22 protein-coding genes are annotated in these 20,436 nt (G+C 67.8%); 15 read left to right on the forward strand and 7 right to left on the reverse strand.

The genetic code is table 11. The annotated features are described in order from the left end of the window. Window positions 1-8: 8 nt before the first annotated feature. The gene (locus RCP37_RS10190) at window positions 9-704 is read right to left on the reverse strand and encodes a fatty-acid--CoA ligase (protein ID WP_308486723.1); all 696 of its coding nucleotides are present in this window, start codon (window positions 702-704) and stop codon (window positions 9-11) included. Between the two features lie 236 nt (window positions 705-940). Here RCP37_RS10190 and bfr point away from each other — a divergent pair, with 236 nt between their 5' ends. The 3 genes from bfr to RCP37_RS10205 are packed head-to-tail and all read left to right on the forward strand — an operon-like array spanning window position 941 to window position 4,013. After that, window positions 941-1,420 carry a bacterioferritin gene (gene bfr / locus RCP37_RS10195; RefSeq protein WP_308486724.1) on the forward strand — a complete coding sequence of 160 codons (480 nt, stop codon included), beginning with the start codon at window positions 941-943 and terminating at the stop codon, window positions 1,418-1,420. A gap of 34 nt (window positions 1,421-1,454) precedes the next feature. Then, window positions 1,455-3,500 (forward strand): MDR family MFS transporter, encoded by a 2,046-nt coding sequence (locus RCP37_RS10200; RefSeq protein WP_308486725.1) that lies wholly within the window; start codon window positions 1,455-1,457, stop codon window positions 3,498-3,500. Window positions 3,501-3,518: 18 nt separating this feature from the next. Next, window positions 3,519-4,013, forward strand: a complete 495-nt coding sequence (locus RCP37_RS10205; protein ID WP_308486726.1) for a carboxymuconolactone decarboxylase family protein — start codon at window positions 3,519-3,521, stop codon at window positions 4,011-4,013. Window positions 4,014-4,020: 7 nt separating this feature from the next. Here the strand turns inward: RCP37_RS10205 and RCP37_RS10210 are convergent, their stop codons facing one another. After that, complete coding sequence (locus tag RCP37_RS10210) at window positions 4,021-4,470, reverse strand: limonene-1,2-epoxide hydrolase family protein (RefSeq protein ID WP_308486727.1); 450 nt, start codon at window positions 4,468-4,470, stop codon at window positions 4,021-4,023. Between the two features lie 297 nt (window positions 4,471-4,767). Between RCP37_RS10210 and RCP37_RS10215 the strand changes: the two genes are divergently transcribed. Continuing rightward, complete coding sequence (locus tag RCP37_RS10215; protein ID WP_308487025.1) at window positions 4,768-6,531, forward strand: CocE/NonD family hydrolase; 1,764 nt, start codon at window positions 4,768-4,770, stop codon at window positions 6,529-6,531. Window positions 6,532-6,535: 4 nt separating this feature from the next. Here RCP37_RS10215 and RCP37_RS10220 read toward each other — a convergent pair whose 3' ends face one another. Then, the gene (locus tag RCP37_RS10220; RefSeq protein ID WP_308486728.1) at window positions 6,536-7,012 is read right to left on the reverse strand and encodes an SRPBCC family protein; all 477 of its coding nucleotides are present in this window, start codon (window positions 7,010-7,012) and stop codon (window positions 6,536-6,538) included. Window positions 7,013-7,116: 104 nt separating this feature from the next. Then, window positions 7,117-8,100: an esterase family protein gene (locus tag RCP37_RS10225; RefSeq protein ID WP_308486729.1), complete on the reverse strand. Its 984-nt coding sequence runs from the start codon at window positions 8,098-8,100 to the stop codon at window positions 7,117-7,119. Between the two features lie 346 nt (window positions 8,101-8,446). On the opposite strand from RCP37_RS10225, the gene RCP37_RS10230 reads away from it, so the two are divergent. Next, on the forward strand, window positions 8,447-9,559 hold the full coding sequence (locus RCP37_RS10230; RefSeq protein ID WP_308486730.1) for a DUF7159 family protein: 1,113 nt from the start codon (window positions 8,447-8,449) through the stop codon (window positions 9,557-9,559). Window position 9,560: 1 nt separating this feature from the next. Here RCP37_RS10230 and RCP37_RS10235 read toward each other — a convergent pair whose 3' ends face one another. Next, window positions 9,561-10,121, reverse strand: coding sequence for a YceI family protein (locus tag RCP37_RS10235; protein ID WP_308486731.1), 561 nt, complete (start codon window positions 10,119-10,121; stop codon window positions 9,561-9,563). A 125-nt stretch (window positions 10,122-10,246) separates the two neighbouring features. Between RCP37_RS10235 and RCP37_RS10240 the strand changes: the two genes are divergently transcribed. From RCP37_RS10240 to RCP37_RS10270, 7 genes are all read left to right on the forward strand, one after another. Next, window positions 10,247-10,669: a hypothetical protein gene (locus RCP37_RS10240; RefSeq protein WP_308486732.1), complete on the forward strand. Its 423-nt coding sequence runs from the start codon at window positions 10,247-10,249 to the stop codon at window positions 10,667-10,669. Window positions 10,670-10,675: 6 nt separating this feature from the next. Continuing rightward, window positions 10,676-11,782: a phosphogluconate dehydrogenase (NAD(+)-dependent, decarboxylating) gene (gene gnd, locus RCP37_RS10245; RefSeq protein WP_308487026.1), complete on the forward strand. Its 1,107-nt coding sequence runs from the start codon at window positions 10,676-10,678 to the stop codon at window positions 11,780-11,782. A 120-nt stretch (window positions 11,783-11,902) separates the two neighbouring features. Continuing rightward, window positions 11,903-12,841, forward strand: coding sequence for a DUF4129 domain-containing protein (locus RCP37_RS10250; RefSeq protein WP_308486733.1), 939 nt, complete (start codon window positions 11,903-11,905; stop codon window positions 12,839-12,841). Continuing rightward, window positions 12,838-13,326, forward strand: a complete 489-nt coding sequence (locus RCP37_RS10255; protein WP_308486734.1) for a hypothetical protein — start codon at window positions 12,838-12,840, stop codon at window positions 13,324-13,326. The genes RCP37_RS10250 and RCP37_RS10255 overlap by 4 nt, the downstream gene beginning before the upstream one ends. An 8-nt stretch (window positions 13,327-13,334) precedes the next feature. Next, the gene (locus RCP37_RS10260) at window positions 13,335-14,306 is read left to right on the forward strand and encodes an AAA family ATPase (protein WP_308487027.1); all 972 of its coding nucleotides are present in this window, start codon (window positions 13,335-13,337) and stop codon (window positions 14,304-14,306) included. 35 nt (window positions 14,307-14,341) lie between these two features. Next, window positions 14,342-15,577 (forward strand): DUF58 domain-containing protein, encoded by a 1,236-nt coding sequence (locus RCP37_RS10265; protein WP_308487028.1) that lies wholly within the window; start codon window positions 14,342-14,344, stop codon window positions 15,575-15,577. Beyond that, window positions 15,577-16,044, forward strand: coding sequence for a hypothetical protein (locus tag RCP37_RS10270; RefSeq protein WP_308486735.1), 468 nt, complete (start codon window positions 15,577-15,579; stop codon window positions 16,042-16,044). Before RCP37_RS10265 ends, RCP37_RS10270 begins: the two co-directional genes overlap by 1 nt. A gap of 4 nt (window positions 16,045-16,048) precedes the next feature. Here the strand turns inward: RCP37_RS10270 and RCP37_RS10275 are convergent, their stop codons facing one another. Together RCP37_RS10275 and RCP37_RS10280 are read right to left on the reverse strand one after the other, a co-directional pair. Further along, window positions 16,049-17,179, reverse strand: a complete 1,131-nt coding sequence (locus RCP37_RS10275; protein ID WP_308486736.1) for a nitronate monooxygenase — start codon at window positions 17,177-17,179, stop codon at window positions 16,049-16,051. A gap of 143 nt (window positions 17,180-17,322) precedes the next feature. Beyond that, window positions 17,323-18,114, reverse strand: a complete 792-nt coding sequence (locus RCP37_RS10280; protein WP_308486737.1) for an HAD family hydrolase — start codon at window positions 18,112-18,114, stop codon at window positions 17,323-17,325. A gap of 117 nt (window positions 18,115-18,231) precedes the next feature. On the opposite strand from RCP37_RS10280, the gene RCP37_RS10285 reads away from it, so the two are divergent. The 3 genes from RCP37_RS10285 (at window position 18,232) to RCP37_RS10295 (ending at window position 20,399) form a co-directional block, all read left to right on the forward strand. Beyond that, on the forward strand, window positions 18,232-18,468 hold the full coding sequence (locus RCP37_RS10285) for a hypothetical protein (RefSeq protein ID WP_308486738.1): 237 nt from the start codon (window positions 18,232-18,234) through the stop codon (window positions 18,466-18,468). Window positions 18,469-18,599: 131 nt separating this feature from the next. Continuing rightward, entirely contained in the window at window positions 18,600-19,100 is a 501-nt protein-coding gene (locus RCP37_RS10290; RefSeq protein WP_308486739.1) for a hypothetical protein, read from the forward strand. A gap of 24 nt (window positions 19,101-19,124) precedes the next feature. Next, window positions 19,125-20,399, forward strand: coding sequence for a competence/damage-inducible protein A (locus RCP37_RS10295; protein WP_308486740.1), 1,275 nt, complete (start codon window positions 19,125-19,127; stop codon window positions 20,397-20,399). Window positions 20,400-20,436: the final 37 nt, after the last annotated feature.

A 20,436-nucleotide genomic window follows, 5' to 3' on the forward strand; every position in this document is an offset into this window, starting at 1 on the left:
CGATACCCCTACCGACCGTCGCCCACGGGCGCCATCAGATCGATCGAGGTGGCGACCTTCCCGACGAACGGCCGGGGGTATCCACCGATTCCGATGCCGGACATCCACTCCGCGGCGGTGTCCGGGTGGTCGATCCATCGCTGTGCACTTGCCGCACTGTCGATTTCCAGCAGTGTCATCACCTCATGTCCGTCATCGACTGCTTGATACACCCACACTTTGCGCACTCCCGCGTCGGCGAACCGGTCCAATCCGGCGTGCACTTTGGCCATCAGGTCCGCGGGGTCGGCGACGGTGGCAACCGCTCCGACGATCACCTCCGAACCATCCGGTTCGTCGGCGGGCTGGGCCAGGCTGATCTTTTCGGTGACCTCGCCGGCGAAGATCGCAGGCAGATCGTTGACGCCGGAGCGGTCAAACCATTCGAAGACCGCGGGGGAGCGCAAGAGCTCCTTGACCGAGATCCGGTGCCGCAGGCCGATCGTGACCAGCACCCGGTCCGGCTCGAACTCCGACGTGTAGAGCACCGCATGGCGGGCGCCCAGGTCGACAAGCGGGGAATGGTCCCGCTGAATCAGCGACCACGTCCGGCCCACGTCGTCGACCCGGTAGTCCAGCGCCAGCACCAGGGAATGCGGATCGTCTCGCTGCGAGATACCGCTGCCCGAAATGCCGACACGATTGCCGGGCGAAACGAGTCTCATATTAGTAGAGTCTAACCTAAGTAAGGCGCACCTAGCACGGGTCCGGTGACGTACGGCGATCTCACACTCGCCCGAAGACCCCAAGGCGGTGCGGCGATTCGACGCGCCGAGACGCGGGTAAACACCCCCCTGCGGGCGGCGGCCTGCATTAGATTGAATTTGGCGCGTTACGGCGATGATTCAAGCCCCGTCCGTCGCGGCCGGCATGCGAGGTTCTTCACATCAGAGGAGAGATCATGCAAGGCGACCCCGAGGTTCTCAAACTGCTCAACGAGCAGCTGACCAGTGAGCTCACCGCGATCAACCAGTACTTCTTGCACGCAAAGATGCAGGACAACTGGGGTTTCACCGAATTGGCCGGCCACACCCGCGAAGAGTCCATGGAGGAGATGCGCCACGCCGAGTCGGTCACCGATCGGATTCTGCTGCTCGGCGGCCTGCCGAACTATCAGCGCATCGGGTCGCTGCGCATCGGACAGAACCTGCGCGAACAGTTCGAGAGCGACCTGGCGCTGGAAATCGACGTGCTCAACCGGTTGCGGCCGGGCATCGTCATGTGTCGCGAGAAGCAGGACAGCACCACCGCCAAGCTTCTCGAGACCATCCTCGTCGATGAGGAATCCCACATCGACCACCTGGAAACCCAACTGGAGCTGATGGACAAGCTCGGCGAGGCGCTGTACTCGGCGCAGTGCGTCTCCCGCCCGCCGTCCTGATCGGCGGAGCGTCCACCGCCGACGGAAGGCGAGTATGACCGCATCGACGCCGGTCGCCGACGATGTGCGACCCGCGCCGGTCAGCCCGCACCGCCGCAACTTGATCTTCACCGCGATCGTGTTCGGCATGCTGATGGCCGCGCTCGACCAGACCATCGTGGCGACCGCCTTGCCCACGATCGTCTCGGACCTGGGCAACGCCGGGCACCAGTCGTGGGTGGTCACGAGCTACCTGCTGACGTCCACGATCGCGACCATCCTGGCGGGCAAGCTCGGCGACCTGTTCGGCCGCAAGCGGGTGTTCCAGGCCGCCGTGTTGTGCTTTGTCGCCGGCTCGGTGCTGTGCGGGTTGGCCGGCTCGATGGGCATGCTGGTCGCCGCGCGGGCGCTGCAGGGCATCGGCGGGGGCGCGGTCACCGTCACCGCAGCGGCACTCATCGGTGAAGTCATTCCGCTGCGCGACCGGGGCCGCTACCAGGGCATGCTGGGCGCGGTCTTCGGGGTCACCACCGTCATCGGCCCGCTGCTGGGCGGCTACGTCACCGACTACCTCACCTGGCGATGGGCGTTCTGGATCAATCTGCCGATTTCGGTGGTGGTGTTGATCGTGGCCGGCGTCGCGATCCCGGCGTTGGCGGGCCGCGCCAAGCCCGTCATCGACTACGCCGGGATCGTGTTGATCGGCTTGGGCGCCACCGGATTGACGCTGGCCACCAGCTGGGGTGGCAGCCGCTACGCCTGGGGTTCATGGGCGATCATCGGCATGTTCGGGGCGTCGGTGGTGGCACTGGCCCTGTTCGTCTGGGTGGAGAACCGGGCTGCGGCGCCCATCCTGCCGACCCGGCTGTTCGCCGACCCGGTGTTCACCGTGTGCTGTGTGCTGGCGTTCGTCGTCGGCTTCGCGATGCTGGGCGCGCTGACCTTCCTGCCCACCTTCATGCAGTACGTCGACGGTGTCTCGGCGATCACCTCGGGCCTGCGCACCCTGCCGATGGTGGTGGGGATGTTGGTGACCTCCACCGGCAGCGGGGCACTGGTGGGCCGGACCGGCCGGTACAAGATCTTTCCGGTGGTCGGCACCGCGCTGATGACGATCGCGTTCGCGCTGATGTCGCAGATGAATGCCGCCACGCCGGCGCTGCTGCAGTCGGTCTACCTGGTGATCCTGGGAGCCGGCATCGGCCTGTCGATGCAGGTACTGGTGCTCGTCGTGCAGAACACTTCGAGCTTCGCCGACCTCGGCGTCGCCACCTCCGGGGTCACATTCTTCCGGACCATCGGCAGCTCGTTCGGTGCCGCCGTGTTCGGGTCGCTGTTCGTGAACTTCCTGAGCCACCGGCTCGGACCGGCGCTGGCCAGCGCCGGACTGGCCGCCGGTGCAGCCGACTCGCCCGAGGCGGTGCGCCGCCTGCCGCCGCAGCAGGCGGAGCCGATTGTGGCGGCCTATGCCGACTCCCTCGGACAGGTGTTCTTGTGCGCCGCGCCGGTCGCGCTGCTCGGATTCGTGTTGGCACTGTTCCTGCGTGAGGTCCCGCTCAAAGAACTGCGCGACAGCGCGGTCGACCTGGGCGACGGGTTCGGCATGCCCACCAACGCGTCGTCGGACGATCTGCTGGAGAACGCGATCGGGCGACTGCTGCACAACGAACCCGGGATGCGGCTGCGCTCCATCGCCCTGCGACCGGACTGCCAGCTCGACGTCGCCGGGCTGTGGACGGTGCTGCGAATCTACCGGTACACGCAGGTGTTTCGGACCGCGCGGCTCAGTGACATCGGCAAGCGCCTACGGGTGCCCTACGAGATCCTCGAACCCACCGTCGATCAGCTGGTGTCTCAAGGCTATGTGCTGCGCGAAGGCGATCACCTCGGCCTCACCCGGGCCGGTCTGCGCCAGGTCGGGTTCGTGTCCTCGCTGGTCCAGGACTGGGTGGTCGACAAACTGGCCCGTTCGCCGGGGTTCGAGGGCCGCCCGGATCGCGCCGAGGTTTCAGCCGCGCTCCAGCGGATCGCTCGCCGGGCCATCATCGACCCCGACGACGCGGGGGAGTCGGCGGAGTTCAGCAGCACCGCCCACGGCTGACCGCTAGCATCGCTAAGTATGAGCCGAATCGGGACATTCGCCGAAGACGACGTGATGGGCTGGATGGTTAAATCGCCTGACCTGGCGGCGGGAATCGGCGCATTCAGTACAGCGGTCTACGGCAAGGGCCGGTTGCCGATGCGCACCCGGGAGCTGGCCCGGATGGTGATCGCCTTCGACAACGAGTGCACGGTGTGCGTCAACACCCGTGACGCCGACGGCCCGGCAGCGGGTGTCGATGAGGAACTGTACGAACACGCGTCGGAGTGGCGTACCTGGCCGGGCTACAGCGCGCAGGAGCGGCTCGCCGCCGAGTTCGCCCACCGCTTCGCCACTGACCACACAGGCCTGCGCGACGACGAGGACTTCTGGTCGCGCTGCGCCGAGCATCTCAGTGACGAACTGCTGGCCGACCTCGCGCTGTCGTGTGCACTCTGGCTCGGTATGGGCCGGCTGCTGCGCACCCTGGACATCGGCCAGGCCTGCGCACTGACCCTGCCCAGCAGGGCTTGATCCCGACTCAGATCAGGCCGGTGGCGTCGAATATCCACGACATGTCGGCCTCGGCAAAGTCTTCCAGCCAGGTCGGCGGCGCATGGGCCGTCAGGCCGGCCATGTCCCAATAGTCTTTCCACAGCGTGATCTTCCCGTCGATCACCTTGTGCACCGTCACGAAGCGCAGCAGCGCGGTCTCCCCGGTGGCCCAGTTCCACGTTTCAGAGTGCTCGTAGAACACATCGGCGCCGTCGGCGACCAGCAGGCCCGAATGGTTCTCGTATCCGGCCAGCGGCTCCAGACCGATCTTGAGGCGCTTGACGATGTCGTGTGGCCCGCGGGCGGCGGCAGCCGGACCCACCGGCATGTCGACATAGATGCAGTCTTGCGCCAGAAAGGGTTTCACCGCGTCCCAGTCGCGACGCGATAGTGCCTGCCACATCTCGGTGACGATGTGTTTGACGTCAGCCGGCATGCCGATGCCCCTTTCCGGAGGTGCACATGACACGCCGGAATATACGCCGCTACTGGACAGGTGCCCGAGCGGGACGGGTGCGGAGTTTAGAGTCTGGGCATGGCTGATCGGCGGACGGCGCGAAGAGTCGGATGGGTGCTGGCGGCAGCCGCTGCGGCGGGGGCCGCCGGTGTCGCACTACGGAAGTCCGGTTCGGCCGTGCGCGTTCGCCCGAGCAGCCCCTCGCCGCTGAGCCCGGAGTGGACCGCGCCGCCCGCGCGCTATGGCGTCGGGATTCGGCGCAACGTCGCTGTGAAGATGAGCGACGGAGTCGTGCTGCGCGCCAACATTCATTACCCCACGGTCCCCGAGACCGGCGCGCCCGCCGAAGGGCCGTTCCCGGTGCTGTTGTCGGTGACCCCCTACGGCAAGTTGGCACCGCCGCCGGCGGCGCAGATCGGCGGCGGTCCGTCACCGCATCTGATTCGGCGCGGCTATATCGAGGTGATGGTCGACGTCCGGGGCACCGGGGCATCCGGTGGCTCGTTCGAGATGTTCGGCGCGGACCAGACCCGCGACGGTGTCGAGCTGGTCACCTGGGCGTCCACTCTGCCCAACGCCAATGGACGCGTCGGCATGTTCGGCATCTCCTACCTGGCCATCAACCAACTGTTCACCGCTGCCGCGGTCGGCCCGGATTCGCCGCTCAAGGCGATCTTCCCGGTGATGGCCGCCAACGACTTCTATCGGGATGCCGCCGCCATGGGCGGGGTGTCGCACCTGCGGACGGTGCGCGCCTACGGCTCGATCTACACGTTGCTCAACGTGATCAACCCGGCGCTGGAGTTCTTCACCCCGGGAAGCCATTCGCGGCCCCGCGCCGGCGGGCTGGCCGCGGTGCGCCAGCGCGGCAAAGACCAGCGCGGCTACTTCGGGCCGCTGATCGCCGAGGCGCGCACCGGTGGTGACGCCGCCTACGACGGGCCGTTCTGGGACGACATGCGACCGGACCTGGTGCTGCCCGAGATCGCCGCCAACAACGTGGCTGTCTTCCTCACCGGCGGCTGGCACGATGCCTTTCAGCGCGGCGCACCGCTGAACTACGCGGCGCTGCAGAACGCCTACACCGGCCGCCCGCCCCATGCGCCCATGCAGCCCGGGCAGCCGCTGACCGACCGCGTCAAACTGATGATGGGGCCGTGGTACCACGTCTCGGACTACGACGGTATGTACCTGTTGGATCTGCAGCTGCGCTGGTTCGACTATTGGCTGAAAGACGATACGGCGGCTGCTATCTCGGGCTCACCGTTCACCTTCCAACCAATCGGCGACCGCCGCTGGTATCACGCCAGTGAGTACCCGATTCCCGAGGCGACACCGACCCGGCTCTACCTGTCACACGCCGGCCGGTTGACTGCCGACGCCCAGGAGGAACAAAGCCTGGCCGCGTTGCCGTACCGCTCGCACGGTCCGGTGTCGGGGCGCAGCCTCGAACAGTGGTCGTTGGGGCTGAACAGTTACGCCACCGCCGCGGCGGGCGGCCGTACCCGTCACGACCAGGACAACCGCCGGGTGCAGCGCGGGGCGCTGACCTACACGACTGAGGCATTCGACTCGCCGACACTGATCGCCGGACCGATCACGCTGCGCGTGCAGGCGACCGCCGACACCACCGAGACACTGTGGGTCGCCCACCTCGACGATGTTGCGCCCGAGGGTGTCAATCGGCCGCTGACGCTGGGGGCGCTGCTCGGCTCACACCGCGAGTTGGACCCGGACCGGACCTGGTACCTGCCCGATGGCACCGTGCTGCGCCCGCATCACATCAGCACGCGGTCTGCGATGCGACCGGTGGAGCCGGGGGAGTTGACCGCCTACGACATCGAGATCTTCCCGACCGCAGCGCTGATCGCCCCGGGGCACCGGTTGCGTCTGACGGTGACCACCTACGATTTCCCGCACCTGGTTCCAACGGCGTCCACCCGCCAAGCGTTGGCGGGCGGGCTTTACCAAGTGCATCAGGGCGGTCCCACCCCGTCATTCCTGCTGCTGCCGCTGGCCGACCCGGACAGCCTGGGCTGACCCGCTAGGGCTGTGCGGCCTCTTCTGCGACGTCGCGGATTCGCTCCAGGGTGCGACGCATATCGCGAATGTTGTTGCGCTGCCGTAGAAAACCGCCGAATACGTAGTAGTACACGGTGGTGAGGAAGGACTTGGCCAGCTGGAACGATTCGGTGACGTCGGTGCCATCCGCAGTGGGGGTGAGCTGGTAGCGCCACCGGTTCACGGCTCGGTCACCGGCGAGCACCGCGAAGCCGAACACCCGGTTCGGTTCGCACTCGGTGACCCGGCACGTGGTCCAGTACACCGGCCCGATCCCGTTGCGCCGCACATGCCCGCGGAATCGTGCGCCCACTGCGGGACCGTCAGCGCCGTCGAGCCACTGCGCCTCAAAGGTCTCCGGGGAAAACTTCCCGATGTTGCGAACGTCGGCCACCAGATCCCAGATCCGCTCGGCCGGGGCCGCCATGTGTACTGTCGCCGAACCCTGCATGTTCGCCATCCAATCACGTCGGCGACGCCACGGTAACCCCTCCAGGCAAAGCACTGGGCCCCACCCGGAATCGGATGGGGCCCAGTGGTAAGACCGCTGCGGTCGGCGCAGACTTAGCTGCCGCCGCCGCTGGCGCCCAGGTGGCTCTGCAGGTCGGGCTTCATGGCCTGCAGCTGCTGGCCCCAGTACTCCCAGCTGTGGGTGCCATAGTCGGGGAAGTTGAAGACTGCGTTGTTGCCGCCGGCCGCGGTGTAGAGCTCCTGGAACTTCTTGTTCTGGCCGATCATGAAGTTGCCCTCGAGGAACGTCGCGGGGATGTTGTCGCCGCCCAACTCGTTCGGACGACCGTTACCGCAGTAGACCCACAGGCGGGTGTTGTTGGCGACCAGCTTGCCGACGTTGACCGTGGGGTCGTTGCGCAACCAGGCCTGGTCGTCGTCCGGGCCCCACATGTCTTCCTTCTTGTAGCCGCCGGCGTCACCCATGGCCAGGCCGATCCAGCTCTTGCCGTCCGAGGGGTTGATGTAGCCCGACAGCGAACCGGCGTAGGTGAACTGGTTGGGGTGGTAGATCGCCAGCGTCAGCGCCGACGCACCGGCCATCGACAGGCCGACCGCGGCGTTGCGGCTCTGGCTCACTCCGTACTCCGAGGCCAGGTAGGCCGGCAGCTCGCTGGTGAGGAAGGTCTCCCACTTGTAGGTGGAGCAGCCCGCCTTGCCGCAAGCCGGCTTGTACCAGTCGCTGTAGAAGCTGGACTGGCCACCGACCGGCATGATCACCGAGATGCCCGACTGGTAGTACCACTCGAATGCCGGGGTGTTGATGTCCCAGCCGTTGTAGTCGTCCTGGGCCCGCATGCCGTCGAGCAGGTACAGGCCCGGGCTGCCGGAGCCGCCGGGCTGGAACTGGACCTTGATGTCACGGCCCATACCTGCCGAAGGCACTTGCAGGTACTCGACCGGCAGACCCGGCCGGGAGAACGCCGATGCGGTCGCCTCGCTACCTGTCAGGCCGATTAGACCCGGCAGCGCTGCGGCAGCTATCGCGCCGACCAAAAGTCGGCGTGCCCAGCGCAATCCCTTGCTCACGTCTGTCATTCCTGCCCCTTGTCGTCGTGCTGTGGACCGTTCAATCTCTCGATCGCGACGCCACGCGCGCCACACTTCGGCATCGGCCCTTACATGCAGCAACGGCCGCAATTTGCAAGTTCAGCGGCCGTCTAGGGATCCGACTCGCATATAGCATACCCGATTTTGGCCCCGGACCCGGTTAGGACAAGCCGGACGACACGCGTAGGCTCCCCTCCGGTAAGCCGACAAGACCACACAGTCCTGAGCTGTCCCCGGTCCGTTCCGGCGCCCCGCCGATCCCGTTCACGGGCCCGGTGAAGGCCCTGAGCAGACGCGGTGACATCGCAGATCAGGACGATTGGGGCGCGCGATTTTGGACACCGTACTGGGGCTGGCGATCACGCCGTCGACAATCGGCTGGGTCATGGCCGACGCCGGGGGCTCGGGCTGCCCGACGGTTATCGGTGAAGAAGTGAGTGTCGCCGTCGGCGACGCCGGACCCGACGCGGTAGATCTGGCGGCACAAGCCTCAGCGGTGGCTGACCAGCTGCGCACCATGTTGGCCGCACGCGGCGAACGACTGCACGGCGTGGCAGTGACCTGGAGCGATGAAGCGGCCGTCGGCGCCGCGCTGCTGCTCGAGTCGCTGGCGGACGCCGGCTTCGAGCACGTTGTTCCGGTGCGCTATAGCCAGGCGGCTATGTCGCTGGCCGCCGGAATCGGCGTTCCACACGCACGGACCGCGGTATGTGTCGTCGAAGCCGAGGTGGCCACCCTGGTCCTGCCCGACCAGCCGGGTTGCGCCGAAGCGATCGTCACCGGCTGCCCGATCAACGGCCTCGATGATGTGACCGCCTGGCTCGGTGACACGGTGACCTCGAGAGGTCAGCGGCCGGAAATGCTCCTGGTGGCCGGATCGGTGCGGGGTATGGACCGACTCGGGCGCCGCCTGGAGTCCGCGCTGTCGGTGCCGGTCTTCGTCCAGGGCGGGGCGTTTCAGGCGTTGGCGCGAGGCGCGGCCCAGGCCCTGGCGCCGGATGCCGAATTGATTTCGGCGCCGCTTGAGGCGCCCGCGGCCGGCGTGGAGATCGGCAACGGCGGCCGGCGTCGTGTGCGGTCACTGTCCTATGCCGGAGCGCTGCTGATGCTGGCGGCCGGAGCGGTGACGTTGGTGGCCTCGGTAGCCGCCGCGTTGAGCTTGCAACTCGGCCCGAGCAGGGTAGAGCCGGATGCGACGCCACCGCAGCGCGCCACGGTGGCGCGCGTCGCCGTGCCCGCCGCCCCGGCCCCGGCGGCCGCACCAGCCCTGCCGCCACCTGCCGCCCCCGCGCCCCCGAGCGAGACACCGGAAGAGGCGCCCGCCGAGTTCGGTTCGCTGTGGGACGCACCGCTGGCCGCTCCGGACCTGCAGGAATCGTCTCCCAATGGTGTCCCTTCGCGGCTGGAACGCGTGCGGGACCACATTTTCGGCCTACCCGGCCGCTGAGTCAGGCCCCGTCGGCAGTGAGGGTCCCCGAGAAGGACACCGTCACCTCGTCGGCGACCTGCATCGCCCCCACGAGCATCGAATAGCGCCGCACACCGAAGTCGCTGTGGAGCACCCGGCTGTCGCCGCTCAGCTGCCAGGAGTCGCTGCCGCCCGCATTGGTCACCCGAAGCTCGACGACATGCGGCTTGCGCCGGCCGTGGATCTCCAGCTCGCCGCTCAGCCGATAGCCGTCATCGGTCGGTTCGATGGCGCTGGAACTGAACCGGATCAGGCGATGTTTTCTGCTGTCGAGGCATTTGAGCGCATTGCCGCGGATCAGCGTCTTCTCCGGTGCGGTCAGCGGCGTCATCCCGCCCTCGCCCTGCAACACGCGCAGCGAATCGACCTCGACTGCCAGCTCTACCGCGGTAGGCCGGTCACCTGACCGCGAGACGGTTGCTTCCCAGCGTTCCATCACGATGGTCAGCCGATGGCCCATCTTTGCCGCTCGCCCCGCCACATCGGTGCGGACCAGCAGCTGGCCGTGCGATGCGTCGAGCTGCCACTGCGTTCCGGTCATCCGCGGCACTCTAGCGGGCCGGGCGCGTGGGGTTTCCACGGATTCGCGCTGACGTGCGACGACCACCCGTTAGGCTCTGACGCGTCGCCGACGGGTGACCTGGATCGACAGACTGAGGGCGAAGAATGATTCGTGAACTAGCTGCAGCTGCTTTCATCGTGGGAGCCGCGGGTGCAGTCGCTATCAACGCCGCACCGGTTGCCGGTGCCTACCCCGGCGACGTGCCGGGCATGGTCGATGGCCAGCGCCAGGGCGACACCTGCTTCAGCTGGGAACGCTTCATCTACGGTCACGGCCCCAACGGCCAAGCGCTGGCATGCCACTTCATCGCCAACCAGTTCCCGCCCAAGGACACCGGGTTCTGGCAGATCTCCTACCCGCTCTACGGGGTGCAGGACATCGGTTCGCCGTGCCCGAATCCGCAGTCGGCCGCGCAATCGCCCGACGGGCTGCCGCTGCTGTGCTTGGGCGCGCGCGGCTGGCAGCCCGGTATCTACACCGGAGGCATCGGTCCCTACTTCCCGCCGGGGATCGCCCAGGTCGGGTAAGCGCACCTGCCGCATCCGCCGGTCAGCTTCTGCCCAGACTGGTGCGCTAGCTTCGAGCGGACGACAGCCGCTCACGGTAAGGAGCAGCGCACCATGCAACTGGGGATGATCGGTCTAGGTCGAATGGGCGCCAACCTCGTTCGGCGCATGGTAGACGGCGGTCACGAATGCGTCGTCTACGACCACAACGCCGACGCGGTCAGCGCATTGACCACCGAGCCCAACACCAGCGGAGTCTCGTCGCTGGCCGAGCTTGCGGCGCAGCTGTCCGCGCCGCGGGTGGTGTGGGTGATGGTGCCCGCCGGTGCCATCACCACGGGGGTCATCGAAGAACTTGCCGGCACACTAGAAGCCGGAGACATCGTGATCGACGGCGGAAACTCCTATTACCGCGACGACATCGCGCACGCAAAGATCTTGGCCGACAAAGGTATTCATCTGCTCGATTGCGGCACCAGTGGCGGGGTGTGGGGCCGCGACCGGGGTTACTGCCTCATGGTCGGCGGCGATCGGGCAGCGTTCGACCATGTCGAGCCGATCTTCGCGACCGTGGCTCCGGGGGTGGACGCGGCCCCGCGCACCCCGGGACGGGAGGGCGAGATCGGGCAAGCCGAGAAAGGCTATCTGTACTGCGGTCCATCGGGAGCCGGGCACTTCGTGAAGATGGTGCACAACGGCATCGAGTACGGGATGATGGCCTCGATCGCCGAGGGGCTGAACATCCTGCACCACGCCAACATCGGTAAGCAGGACCAACAGGGTGATGCCGAAACCGCGCCGTTGAGCAATCCCGAGTTCTATCGGTACGACATCGACATCGAGCAGGTCACCGAGGTCTGGCGGCGGGGCAGCGTAATCGGTTCCTGGTTGCTGGATCTGACCGCCGGCGCGCTGCAGAAGTCGCCGCAATTGGAGGAATTCGCCGGCCGGGTCTCCGATTCCGGCGAGGGGCGGTGGACCGTGATCGCCGCCATCGACGAGGGCGTCCCCGCACCAGTTCTCACCACCGCGCTGTACGCGCGATTCGCCTCGCGCCAGCTGTTCGAGTTCGGCGCGAAGGTGCTCTCGGCGATGCGCAAGCAATTCGGCGGGCACGACGAGAAGTCCGGGTGACCGGCCCGGCCTGAACGACGCGGGGCTGTCTACGCGATCCTGGCCGCTTCCAGCCCTGGCGTGCCAGTATGGGGAATGCCGCGGCGACGGCGGGAAACCCAGGTACCTGGTGTTCCGGTGATGGCCGGTAGCGACAGGGCGACCGTGCGAGTGATCGCCCTGGGCGTGCTGCTGCTCGCGGCCGGCGCCACGACGCGCGGATACCTGCCCGGTGCCGCGCGTGAGCCACACCGCATGAGCGCCGCAAGCACCGTGGAACCGATTGTGCTGGCGGCGCTGTTGGCGGTGTCGGGCACGATCATCGCCGTCGCTGTCGTGCATCGTGCACGGCATCAACGCGCGAGGGCCGGCGACATCGGCCAGTTGTCCCTGACCGCTGGAGCGGCACGAGGACCGATCTGGCGCGCGGTGCTGATCGTCGCGGCGGCGCTGGCGCTGTGGCTGTTGACCATCCTGATGCTGGCCAAGCTCGGTGGCGGGCTCCGAATCGAGCTCCCGACGGAGGTGCCCGGGACCGGTGAGACGCCGCCGGGCACGCCGGGCACTTCGGCCCCGCCACCGGCCGCGCCCAGCGGACTAGCCGGTGGCGCGTCCGCCTATCTGCTGGCCGTTTCCAGCCTGTTGCTGGCTCTGCTCGCCACCGCGGTCCTCGTCGCACGCGCCCGGCGCCCGCATCCCGCACCGCCCGAGGCCGTCGTGTTTCCGGCGATCATGGACGAACCCAGTGCCGACGAAAACCTGGTTCGGGCAGCAGAACTCGGCCTAGCCCGGATCGCCGATCCCAGTCGCGAGCCACGGGCGGCGATCATCGCCTGCTACGCGGTGATGGAACGCAACCTAGGCGCCGTTCCCGATATCGCACCCCGCGCCTTCGATACCCCCACCGAAGTGCTGGCGCGAGCCGTCGAAGCTCACGCCCTACCAGCGGCCAACGCGACCCGGCTGGTGGAACTGTTCACCGAGGCGCGCTTCAGCGCCCACCTGATGACCGAGCGCGATCGCGCTGATGCGATCGCGGCGCTGCGGCAGGTCCTCGAGGAATTGCGGAATACACGATGAAAGTGCTCGCCCTACAAGGTGTCCTGCTGATCGTGGGCGCTGAGCTCGTGGCGCTGATGACTAATCAGCGTCAGCTGTTGTTCGGCGCGGCGGGCCTGGCGGTCGCGCTGCCGGTTCTCGGTATCCGGCGCCTGTTGACCACGGGAGGCTCGGCGCCACCGGAAGATCCGGCGGTTACCGACGAGCCCGGTGAGGCGCTGCGCCGCTGGCGCTCGGGTACCGAAGCCAGAATCCGCTGGTCGGAATCGACCAGGGCCGACTGGGATCGGCGATGGCGACCGATCCTGGCAGGGCGGTTCGAGGTCTCCACCGGGCAGGGGAGGGCGAAGGATCCCGCTGCGTTCGCTGCGACCGGTGCGTTGTTGTTCGGCGACGAGCTATGGCCGTGGGTCGATCCCGGCAACGTCGCGCCCACCGGAGACAGCGGATCCGGACCGGGACGCGCTGTGCTGGAAGAGATTTTGTGCCGCCTGGAGCAGCGATGAGCACCGGGCTGTCCGGTGCGGCGGCCACCACCGGGGAACGCTGCACCGCGGTGCTCGACGAGATCGAACGGGCCGTGGTGGGCAAGCGCCCCGCCCTAACCCTGATTCTGACCACGGTGCTTGCCGGCGGGCACGTGCTCATCGAGGACTTGCCGGGTCTGGGCAAGACCTTGATCGCACGGTCGTTCGCCGCCGCGCTTGGCCTGGATTTCATCCGGGTGCAGTTCACTCCTGACTTGCTGCCCGCCGACCTGCTCGGCACGACGGTCTACGACATGTCCTCGGGGCGTTTCGACTTCCGGCGCGGGCCGATCTTCACCAACCTGGTGCTGGCCGACGAGATCAACCGGACGCCGCCCAAGACCCAGGCGGCCCTCCTGGAGGCGATGGCCGAAGGTCAGGTCAGCATCGACGGCAACACGCATCGGTTACCGTCGCCGTTCATCGTGCTGGCCACCGACAACCCGATCGAGTACGAGGGCACCTATCCGCTGCCGGAGGCGCAACTGGACCGGTTCGCGATCAGGCTGCGCCTGGGTTATCTCTCGGAGCAGGGGGAGGCGGCCATGTTGCGTCGTCGCCTGGACCGCGGTGCCTCCCTACCGACGGTGCGCAAGGTGGTTGACGCCGACGATCTGCTGGCGATGCGTGAGGCGGTGGAACAGGTCAGTGTGCACGACGACGTGCTGCGCTACGTGGTGTCGCTGGCCACCGGAACCCGGCGCCACCCGCAGGTGGCGGTGGGGGCCAGCCCGCGATCGGAGCTCGACCTGGTCCAGCTCGCTCGGGCCCGCGCTCTGCTGCTCGGCCGCGACTACGTGATCCCCGAGGACGTCAAAGGCTTGGCCACGTCGGCGATCGCGCACCGGATCACGCTGCGGCCGGAGATGTGGGTGCGCCGAGTTCAGGGCGCCGATGTGGTGGAGGAGCTGCTGCGGCGGCTGCCGGTGCCGCGAACCCCGCAGGCGCCACCGCCGTGACGCCCGACCCCGACATCTACGAGGCGGATGTTGTGATGCATTGGCGGGCATCCCCATTCGCCAAGGCGGTGGCCACCGGTGCCGCGCTGGCCTTGGTGCTGGCCGTGGGTGCATCGCGCTGGCAGCTGATCGCGTTTGCCGCACCGTTGCTTGCCGTCTTGTGCTCGCTGGACAGCCAGCGACCCGTGCCCGGGTTGCGGGTACAGGGCGCGCCGTCGGTGCAACGCTGCTTCGAGACGGAGTCGGTCGAATTGGCGGTCGGCGCAACGGTATCGGGTGCCGACGTGGTGCGTGTGAGCCTGGCGGTGTCGGCGCATCCGGCGCTCAGTCTCGAGATCACGGAGTCCACCGTCGCGGCTGGGAGCCGAATAACGGTCACTGCCGTCGCCGGACGCTGGGGCCGGTATCCGATCCGTGCCACCGTGAGCGCTGTGGCCCGGGGCGGTCTGTTGGTCGGGACGGGAACTGTCGACGTCGCCGAGGTCACCGTGTTCCCGCTGGCGCCGCCGCAGTCCACACCGGTCCCGCACAGCGACCTGCTTGACCGGGTGGGGACCCACCTGACCCGGCATCCGGGCCGCGGCGTGGAGTACGCCGACATCCGGGCCTACGTTCCCGGTGATCCACTGCGCGCGGTGAATTGGCCGGTCAGCGCACGACGCGGGAGCCTGCATGTCACCCAGCGCCTGACCGATCGTGGCGCCGACATAGTGGTCTTGATCGACGCCTACCCGCAGCCTGCCGGCCCGGCGACCGAGGCGACCGAACGGTCGGTACTGGGCGCGGCGCAGGTGGTGCAGACCGCGCTGCGCAATGGCGACCGGGCCGGCATCGTCATTCTCGGTGGCCGCCACCCGCGTTGGGTCGGTGCGGAGATCGGGCAGCGCCAGTTCTATCGCATCGTCGACGCGGTGCTCGGCGCCGGCGACGGAGTCGAGTCGACCACCGGAACGCTGGCGCCCCGGGCCGCGGTCCCGGCGGGTGCTTTGATCATTGCGTTCTCCACGTTGCTGGACACCGAATTCGCGCTGGCGCTGACCGATCTGCGAAAACGGGGCCACGTGGTGCTCGCGGTAGACGTGCTGGGCGGCTCGCCATTCGAGAGCGACCTGGATCCGTTGGTGAACCGGATCTGGACGCTGCAGCGCAGTGCCATGTATCGCGACATGGCCACCATCGGCGTCGATGTCGCCTCCTGGCCGTACGAGCAACCGTTGGAGCAGGCGATGCGTGTGGTGACACAGCGCCGCAGACCTGCGGCGGTGCGGTGATGGCGCTTTCGCCCGGAGTCGACACGCGGCTGTCGCCGGCGCTGTCCGCCCTGTGTGGTCTGGCCGGCCTGTCGATGGCCGCGGTCGCCGGTTGGGGCGAATCGGGTATGGCAGTGACCGCGGCGCTGCTGGCCGCCGGTGCGGTGGTACTCGGGCTCCGGTGGAAAGCGGCCGCGACGATGGCGGTGTTGCTCGCGGCCGTCGCAATCGGCCTGGCCGAACCACCCGACGTTTCGGCGGCGGTGTCCGGCCTGGCCGCGGTCGGCTACCTCGCGCTGCGCCACGTCGGCACGGTGACCCTGCCGACGGTGATCTATGCCCTCGGGTTCACCGTCGCGGGGTTAGTCGCGACGGTGTTCCCATGGCAGCTTCCTTGGCTACCGCTGTTGGCGCCGTTCGCGGTGTTCGGCCTTTATGTCGTTGCCGCACAACCGTTTCTGCGCACTTCTCTGGGCGCCGAGCGGTAATGGATCAGACGCCCGATGCCTCGTTGAGGGCTTCCAGGGTGCCGGTGGCCTCAAGGTATTCCTGAATCCACCGCTCGATGACGGCCGCGGTCTTCTCCACCTTGGTGAACTGGCCGACGACCTGGCCGACCGGGTTGAACGCGACGTCGACGCTCTCGTTCGGGTACTTGTTCGTGGCACGCACGGCCATGCCGGAGACCATGTACTGCAGCGGCATACCCAGCGGCTTCGGGTTCTCCGGAGCTTCCCAGGCCTCGGTCCAGTCGTTGCGCAGCATCCGGGCGGGCTTGCCGGTGAAGGAGCGGCTGCGCACGGTGTCGCGGCTGCCGGCCTTGATGTAGGCCGCGTGCTGGGCCTCGGTGTTCGACGACTCCTCGACCATCAGCCACTGCGAACCGGTCCACGCGCCCTGTGCGCCCAGTGCGAGGGCCGCGGCGATCTGCTGGCCGCTGCCGATGCCGCCCGCCGCCAGCACCGGTACCGGTGCGACCGCCTTGACGACCTCAGGCCACAGCACGATCGAGCCCACGTCGCCGCAGTGTCCGCCGGCCTCGCCGCCCTGAGCGATGATGATGTCCACCCCGGCCGCAGCGTGCTTCTGCGCCTGTCGCGCGGAGCCGCACAGTGCGGCGACCTTGCGGCCCGCCTCGTGGATGTGCTTGATCATGTCCGCCGGGGGAGTCCCGAGCGCGTTGGCGATCATGGTCACCTTCGGGTGCTGCAGCGCGACCTCGACCTGCGGGGTGGCGGTCGCCTCGGTCCAGCCGAGCAGCTGCAGGCTGTCGGCGTCGGCGCCCTCAACGGGCACCCCGTGGTCGGCGAGCAGCTTCTTGCCGAAGTCGAGGTGCTGCTGGGGGACCAGCTTGCGCAGCGACTCGGCCAGTTCCTCGGCGGACTGCCCGGAGTCCATGCCCTCGTACTTGTTCGGGATGACGATGTCCACGCCGTACGGGTGGTCGCCGATGTTCTCGTCGATCCACTTCAGCTCGATCTCGAGCTGCTCCGGGGTGAAGCCCACCGCGCCCAGCACCCCGAAACCACCAGCCTTACTCACCGCGACGACAACGTCGCGACAGTGGGTAAAAGCGAAGATCGGGAACTCGATGCCGAGTTCGTCGCAGAGGGGAGTGTGCATGACGGACTCCTTCACGGGGCGTGGGATCGAAGTGAAACGTGTTCTAATTAAGTACCAGACGCGGCATCGTGAGGCCAGTCGGGCCTAGGTGCGCTGGTGAAACCTAACACTACCGGCAATCGTGTCTTAGGGCATCGGGTGGCTCAGCGCGTGGAAAAGGCGCGCAGCACCGCCACCCCGAAACCGGCGGCGCGTCGCAACGATCGCCCGCCGATGCGGTCGGGGCCGGTGATGCGCAGCACCGGCCACCCATGTTCGGCGGCCAGCGCCGCCAGCCGGGGGCGGGGATTGACCGGCCGGGGTCGGCCTACCAGCGCCATCAGCGCAGCGTCCTCGTCGCCGTCGGCATAGAAGAAGCTCTGTGTGAGGTCGACCCCGTTAGCTGCGCAGAAATCCTGCACGGTGGCCGCCTTCTGCGCGCCCCACACCACGGGTTTGACGATGTCACCGGTGAGGACGCCGCGCTCGTCGAGTTCGAAGCGGTTGCACAGCACCTGCGCGATACCCAGGAACCGGGCCACCGGTTCGGCGTGGATGGTCAGTGCCGACGAGCTCAGTACGACGGTGTGGCCGCGCTGCTGATGCGCCCGCACGATCTCGTGCATGTGCGGGTAGATCCGGCTGGTGATGTGGTCGGCGAACAGTCGTGCGCCGACGTCGTTGAGTTCGCTGATGGTCTCGCCGCGCAGATAGCCCGCCGCGCGCACCAGCAACCGTTCGAATTGCATACGCCCCAGGCGATACCGCACGGCGGCCTCGACGACGCCGAACACCTCACCGGCGCGGGCCTGGCGCCGGCGGATCCGGTCCCCGGCATGCGCGGTGGCGGTGAACCCAGAGACCAACGTGCCGTCCAGGTCGAAGAACGCCCCGATTCGCGCGCCCGACTCGGTCCCGGCGACGTCGGCTATCGGATCGCTCGGTACTGCGGTCATCGCCGTCGATGTTACGTCGGAGTCGCCGCAGTCGGCGTGGTCACGCGCCGCGTCACAAGGAGACGCATCTGGGCAGCTGATAGCGTGTTTGGCCTATGCGAAAAGAGGGTCGGCTTCATGACCAGTGAGACCACCGCGACCGACGCGCGGGAAACTTTGTCGGAAAAGGCAGAGCAGCAAGGCTGGGCGCGTACTCAGCGTGAGCGTGTCGATGTCTACAGCCGTGGGGTCTACCAAGTCCACGCGATTTGGCGCGACAGCACCACCCTTAACGGCGGAGCCCACTACGAGGACGGCATCCTGCTGGCCTACACCACCGAACTCGCGAAGACGCAGAGCTGGTTGGCCCGCTGACGCCGGCTCGGTAACTGCCGCGGCTCCGGTTCGCAACGGTTGCATAAACGCCCCTCGTGTCACACAGGCATCAGTTTTCACACGGCTAACTTCGGTCCCGACCTTGTAGTTGTTGGGATTGGGGAGAAGCCATGTCACGAATCCGTAAGTACCTGACCGTCGCGGCCGGCGCCGCTGCGGGTCTGTTCCTCACTGCGCTGGCGTCTAGCGCCACCGCGAACGCGGACACCGCGCCGATCAACCCGGGGCTCTCCGGCGTGGTCGAGCAGATGGTCGCGTCCTCGACGAGCCTGCCGCAGCAGTTGCTGCAGACCACCACCTCGGCGCTGAGCGGCACCAGCTTCGCTCCGCCCGCGGCACCCGGTCAGGCACCGCTGGCCACCGCGACCTTCAATGTGCCGCCCTCGCCGAGCGCGATGCCCCAGCAGCAGGCCGCTGCCACCGGACTGCCCGGACTGGGGAACCTGCCGGCCAGCCTGAGCTCGGTGCTGCCGTTCCCGCTGCCGAACTTCGGCGGTTCGGCCCCGGTTCCTGCGGCACCGACGGCGTTCGCTCCCACCGGCTACCTGCCGAGCGTTCCGGTTGCGCCGGTGACGCCGATGGAGGTCATGCTGATTCCGGGCTTGCCCTGACGCTGACTGCGTAATCTCGGACCGGTGAGCGCACGCGCAGGAATCGTCGTCACCGGTACCGAGGTACTCACCGGACGTGTGACCGACCGGAACGGACCGTGGTTGGCTGACCGACTCCTAGAACTTGGAGTCGAGTTGGCGCACATCACGATCTGTGGCGACCGGCCCAGGGACATCGAGAGTCAGCTGCGGTTCCTGGCCGCCGAGGGTGTGGACTTGATCATCACCAGCGGCGGCCTGGGGCCGACGGCTGACGACCTGACGGTCGAGACCGTCGCCAGGTTCTGCGGCCGTGACGTCGTGCTCGATGACGAGCTGGAAGCCCGGATCGCCGAGATCATCAAACCGATGATGGCGCGCTACACCGGTCCGGGCGCTCCGGATTTCGCGACGGTCCGGGCGGCCAACCGCAAACAGGCGTTGATTCCGGCCGGCGCGACAATCCTGGACCCGGTGGGCACCGCGCCCGGAGTTGTGGTGCCCGGCTCCCCGACGGTCGTGGTGCTGCCGGGGCCGCCTCGCGAGCTGCAACCGATGTGGCACAAGGCAATAGAGACCTCCGCGGTGAAGGAGGCCTTGGCCGGCCGGACGCACTACGAGCAGCAGATGATCCGGATGTTCGGCTTGCCCGAATCCGGCCTGGCCGACACGCTGCGGCACGCCCAAGATGTCATCGGCGACTTCCACCGGCTGGAGATCACCACTTGCCTGCGTCGCGGTGAACTGGAGATCGTCACGCGCTACGAACCGGACGCCGCCGGCGCCTACGAGCAACTGCTGGCACTGCTTCGCGAACGGCATTCGCGGGCGATCTTTTCCGAGGACGGTTCGCAGATCGACGATCTGGTGGCGGCGTCGCTGGCCGGTCGACAGATCGCGACCGCCGAATCCTGCACCGCGGGCCTACTGGCGGGCCGGCTGGCCGACCCGCCGGGCGCCTCGAACTACTTGGCCGGCGGAGTGGTGTCCTACTCCAACGAGGCGAAGATCGAACTGCTGGGCGTCGACGCGGCATTGATCGCAGAACACGGCGCGGTGTCCGAGCCGGTGGCCGAGGCGATGGCCGCCGGTGCCCTGCGTCGCTTCGGCGCCGACACCGCGGTAGCGATCACCGGCATCGCCGGACCTGGCGGCGGAACACCGGACAAGCCGGTGGGCACCGTGTGTTTCTGTGTGGCGCTCGGTGATGGCCGGATGACCACGCGGACCACCCGATTGCCGGGGGAGCGGGCCGATGTCCGGGAACGCTCAACGACAGTAGCCATGCATCTGCTCTACCGAGCACTGTCAACCGGCTGACTCCTGCCTCCACCGGTGGTATGAACATCACACCGAG

The sequence above is a fragment of the Mycolicibacter sp. MU0102 genome (genome assembly GCF_963378105.1).
Classification (GTDB): domain Bacteria; phylum Actinomycetota; class Actinomycetes; order Mycobacteriales; family Mycobacteriaceae; genus Mycobacterium; species Mycobacterium holstebronense.

Bases quoted from the DNA above. Each gene is read 5' to 3' on its own strand.
- RCP37_RS10220 (WP_308486728.1), bottom strand. From the start codon at position 7,012: ATGGCGAACATGCAGGGTTCGGCGACAGTACACATGGCGGCCCCGGCC.
- RCP37_RS10280 (WP_308486737.1), bottom strand. From the start codon at position 18,114: ATGACCGCAGTACCGAGCGATCCGATAGCCGACGTCGCCGGGACCGAG.
- RCP37_RS10275 (WP_308486736.1), bottom strand. From the start codon at position 17,179: ATGCACACTCCCCTCTGCGACGAACTCGGCATCGAGTTCCCGATCTTC.
- RCP37_RS10200 (WP_308486725.1), top strand. From the start codon at position 1,455: ATGACCGCATCGACGCCGGTCGCCGACGATGTGCGACCCGCGCCGGTC.
- RCP37_RS10290 (WP_308486739.1), top strand. From the start codon at position 18,600: ATGTCACGAATCCGTAAGTACCTGACCGTCGCGGCCGGCGCCGCTGCG.
- RCP37_RS10240 (WP_308486732.1), top strand. From the start codon at position 10,247: ATGATTCGTGAACTAGCTGCAGCTGCTTTCATCGTGGGAGCCGCGGGT.
- RCP37_RS10265 (WP_308487028.1), top strand. From the start codon at position 14,342: ATGCATTGGCGGGCATCCCCATTCGCCAAGGCGGTGGCCACCGGTGCC.
- RCP37_RS10215 (WP_308487025.1), top strand. From the start codon at position 4,768: ATGAGCGACGGAGTCGTGCTGCGCGCCAACATTCATTACCCCACGGTC.
- RCP37_RS10190 (WP_308486723.1), bottom strand. From the start codon at position 704: ATGAGACTCGTTTCGCCCGGCAATCGTGTCGGCATTTCGGGCAGCGGT.
- RCP37_RS10255 (WP_308486734.1), top strand. From the start codon at position 12,838: ATGAAAGTGCTCGCCCTACAAGGTGTCCTGCTGATCGTGGGCGCTGAG.
- RCP37_RS10225 (WP_308486729.1), bottom strand. From the start codon at position 8,100: ATGACAGACGTGAGCAAGGGATTGCGCTGGGCACGCCGACTTTTGGTC.
- RCP37_RS10250 (WP_308486733.1), top strand. From the start codon at position 11,903: ATGGCCGGTAGCGACAGGGCGACCGTGCGAGTGATCGCCCTGGGCGTG.
- bfr (WP_308486724.1), top strand. From the start codon at position 941: ATGCAAGGCGACCCCGAGGTTCTCAAACTGCTCAACGAGCAGCTGACC.
- RCP37_RS10210 (WP_308486727.1), bottom strand. From the start codon at position 4,470: ATGCCGGCTGACGTCAAACACATCGTCACCGAGATGTGGCAGGCACTA.
- RCP37_RS10270 (WP_308486735.1), top strand. From the start codon at position 15,577: ATGGCGCTTTCGCCCGGAGTCGACACGCGGCTGTCGCCGGCGCTGTCC.
- RCP37_RS10205 (WP_308486726.1), top strand. From the start codon at position 3,519: ATGAGCCGAATCGGGACATTCGCCGAAGACGACGTGATGGGCTGGATG.
- RCP37_RS10285 (WP_308486738.1), top strand. From the start codon at position 18,232: ATGACCAGTGAGACCACCGCGACCGACGCGCGGGAAACTTTGTCGGAA.
- RCP37_RS10235 (WP_308486731.1), bottom strand. From the start codon at position 10,121: ATGACCGGAACGCAGTGGCAGCTCGACGCATCGCACGGCCAGCTGCTG.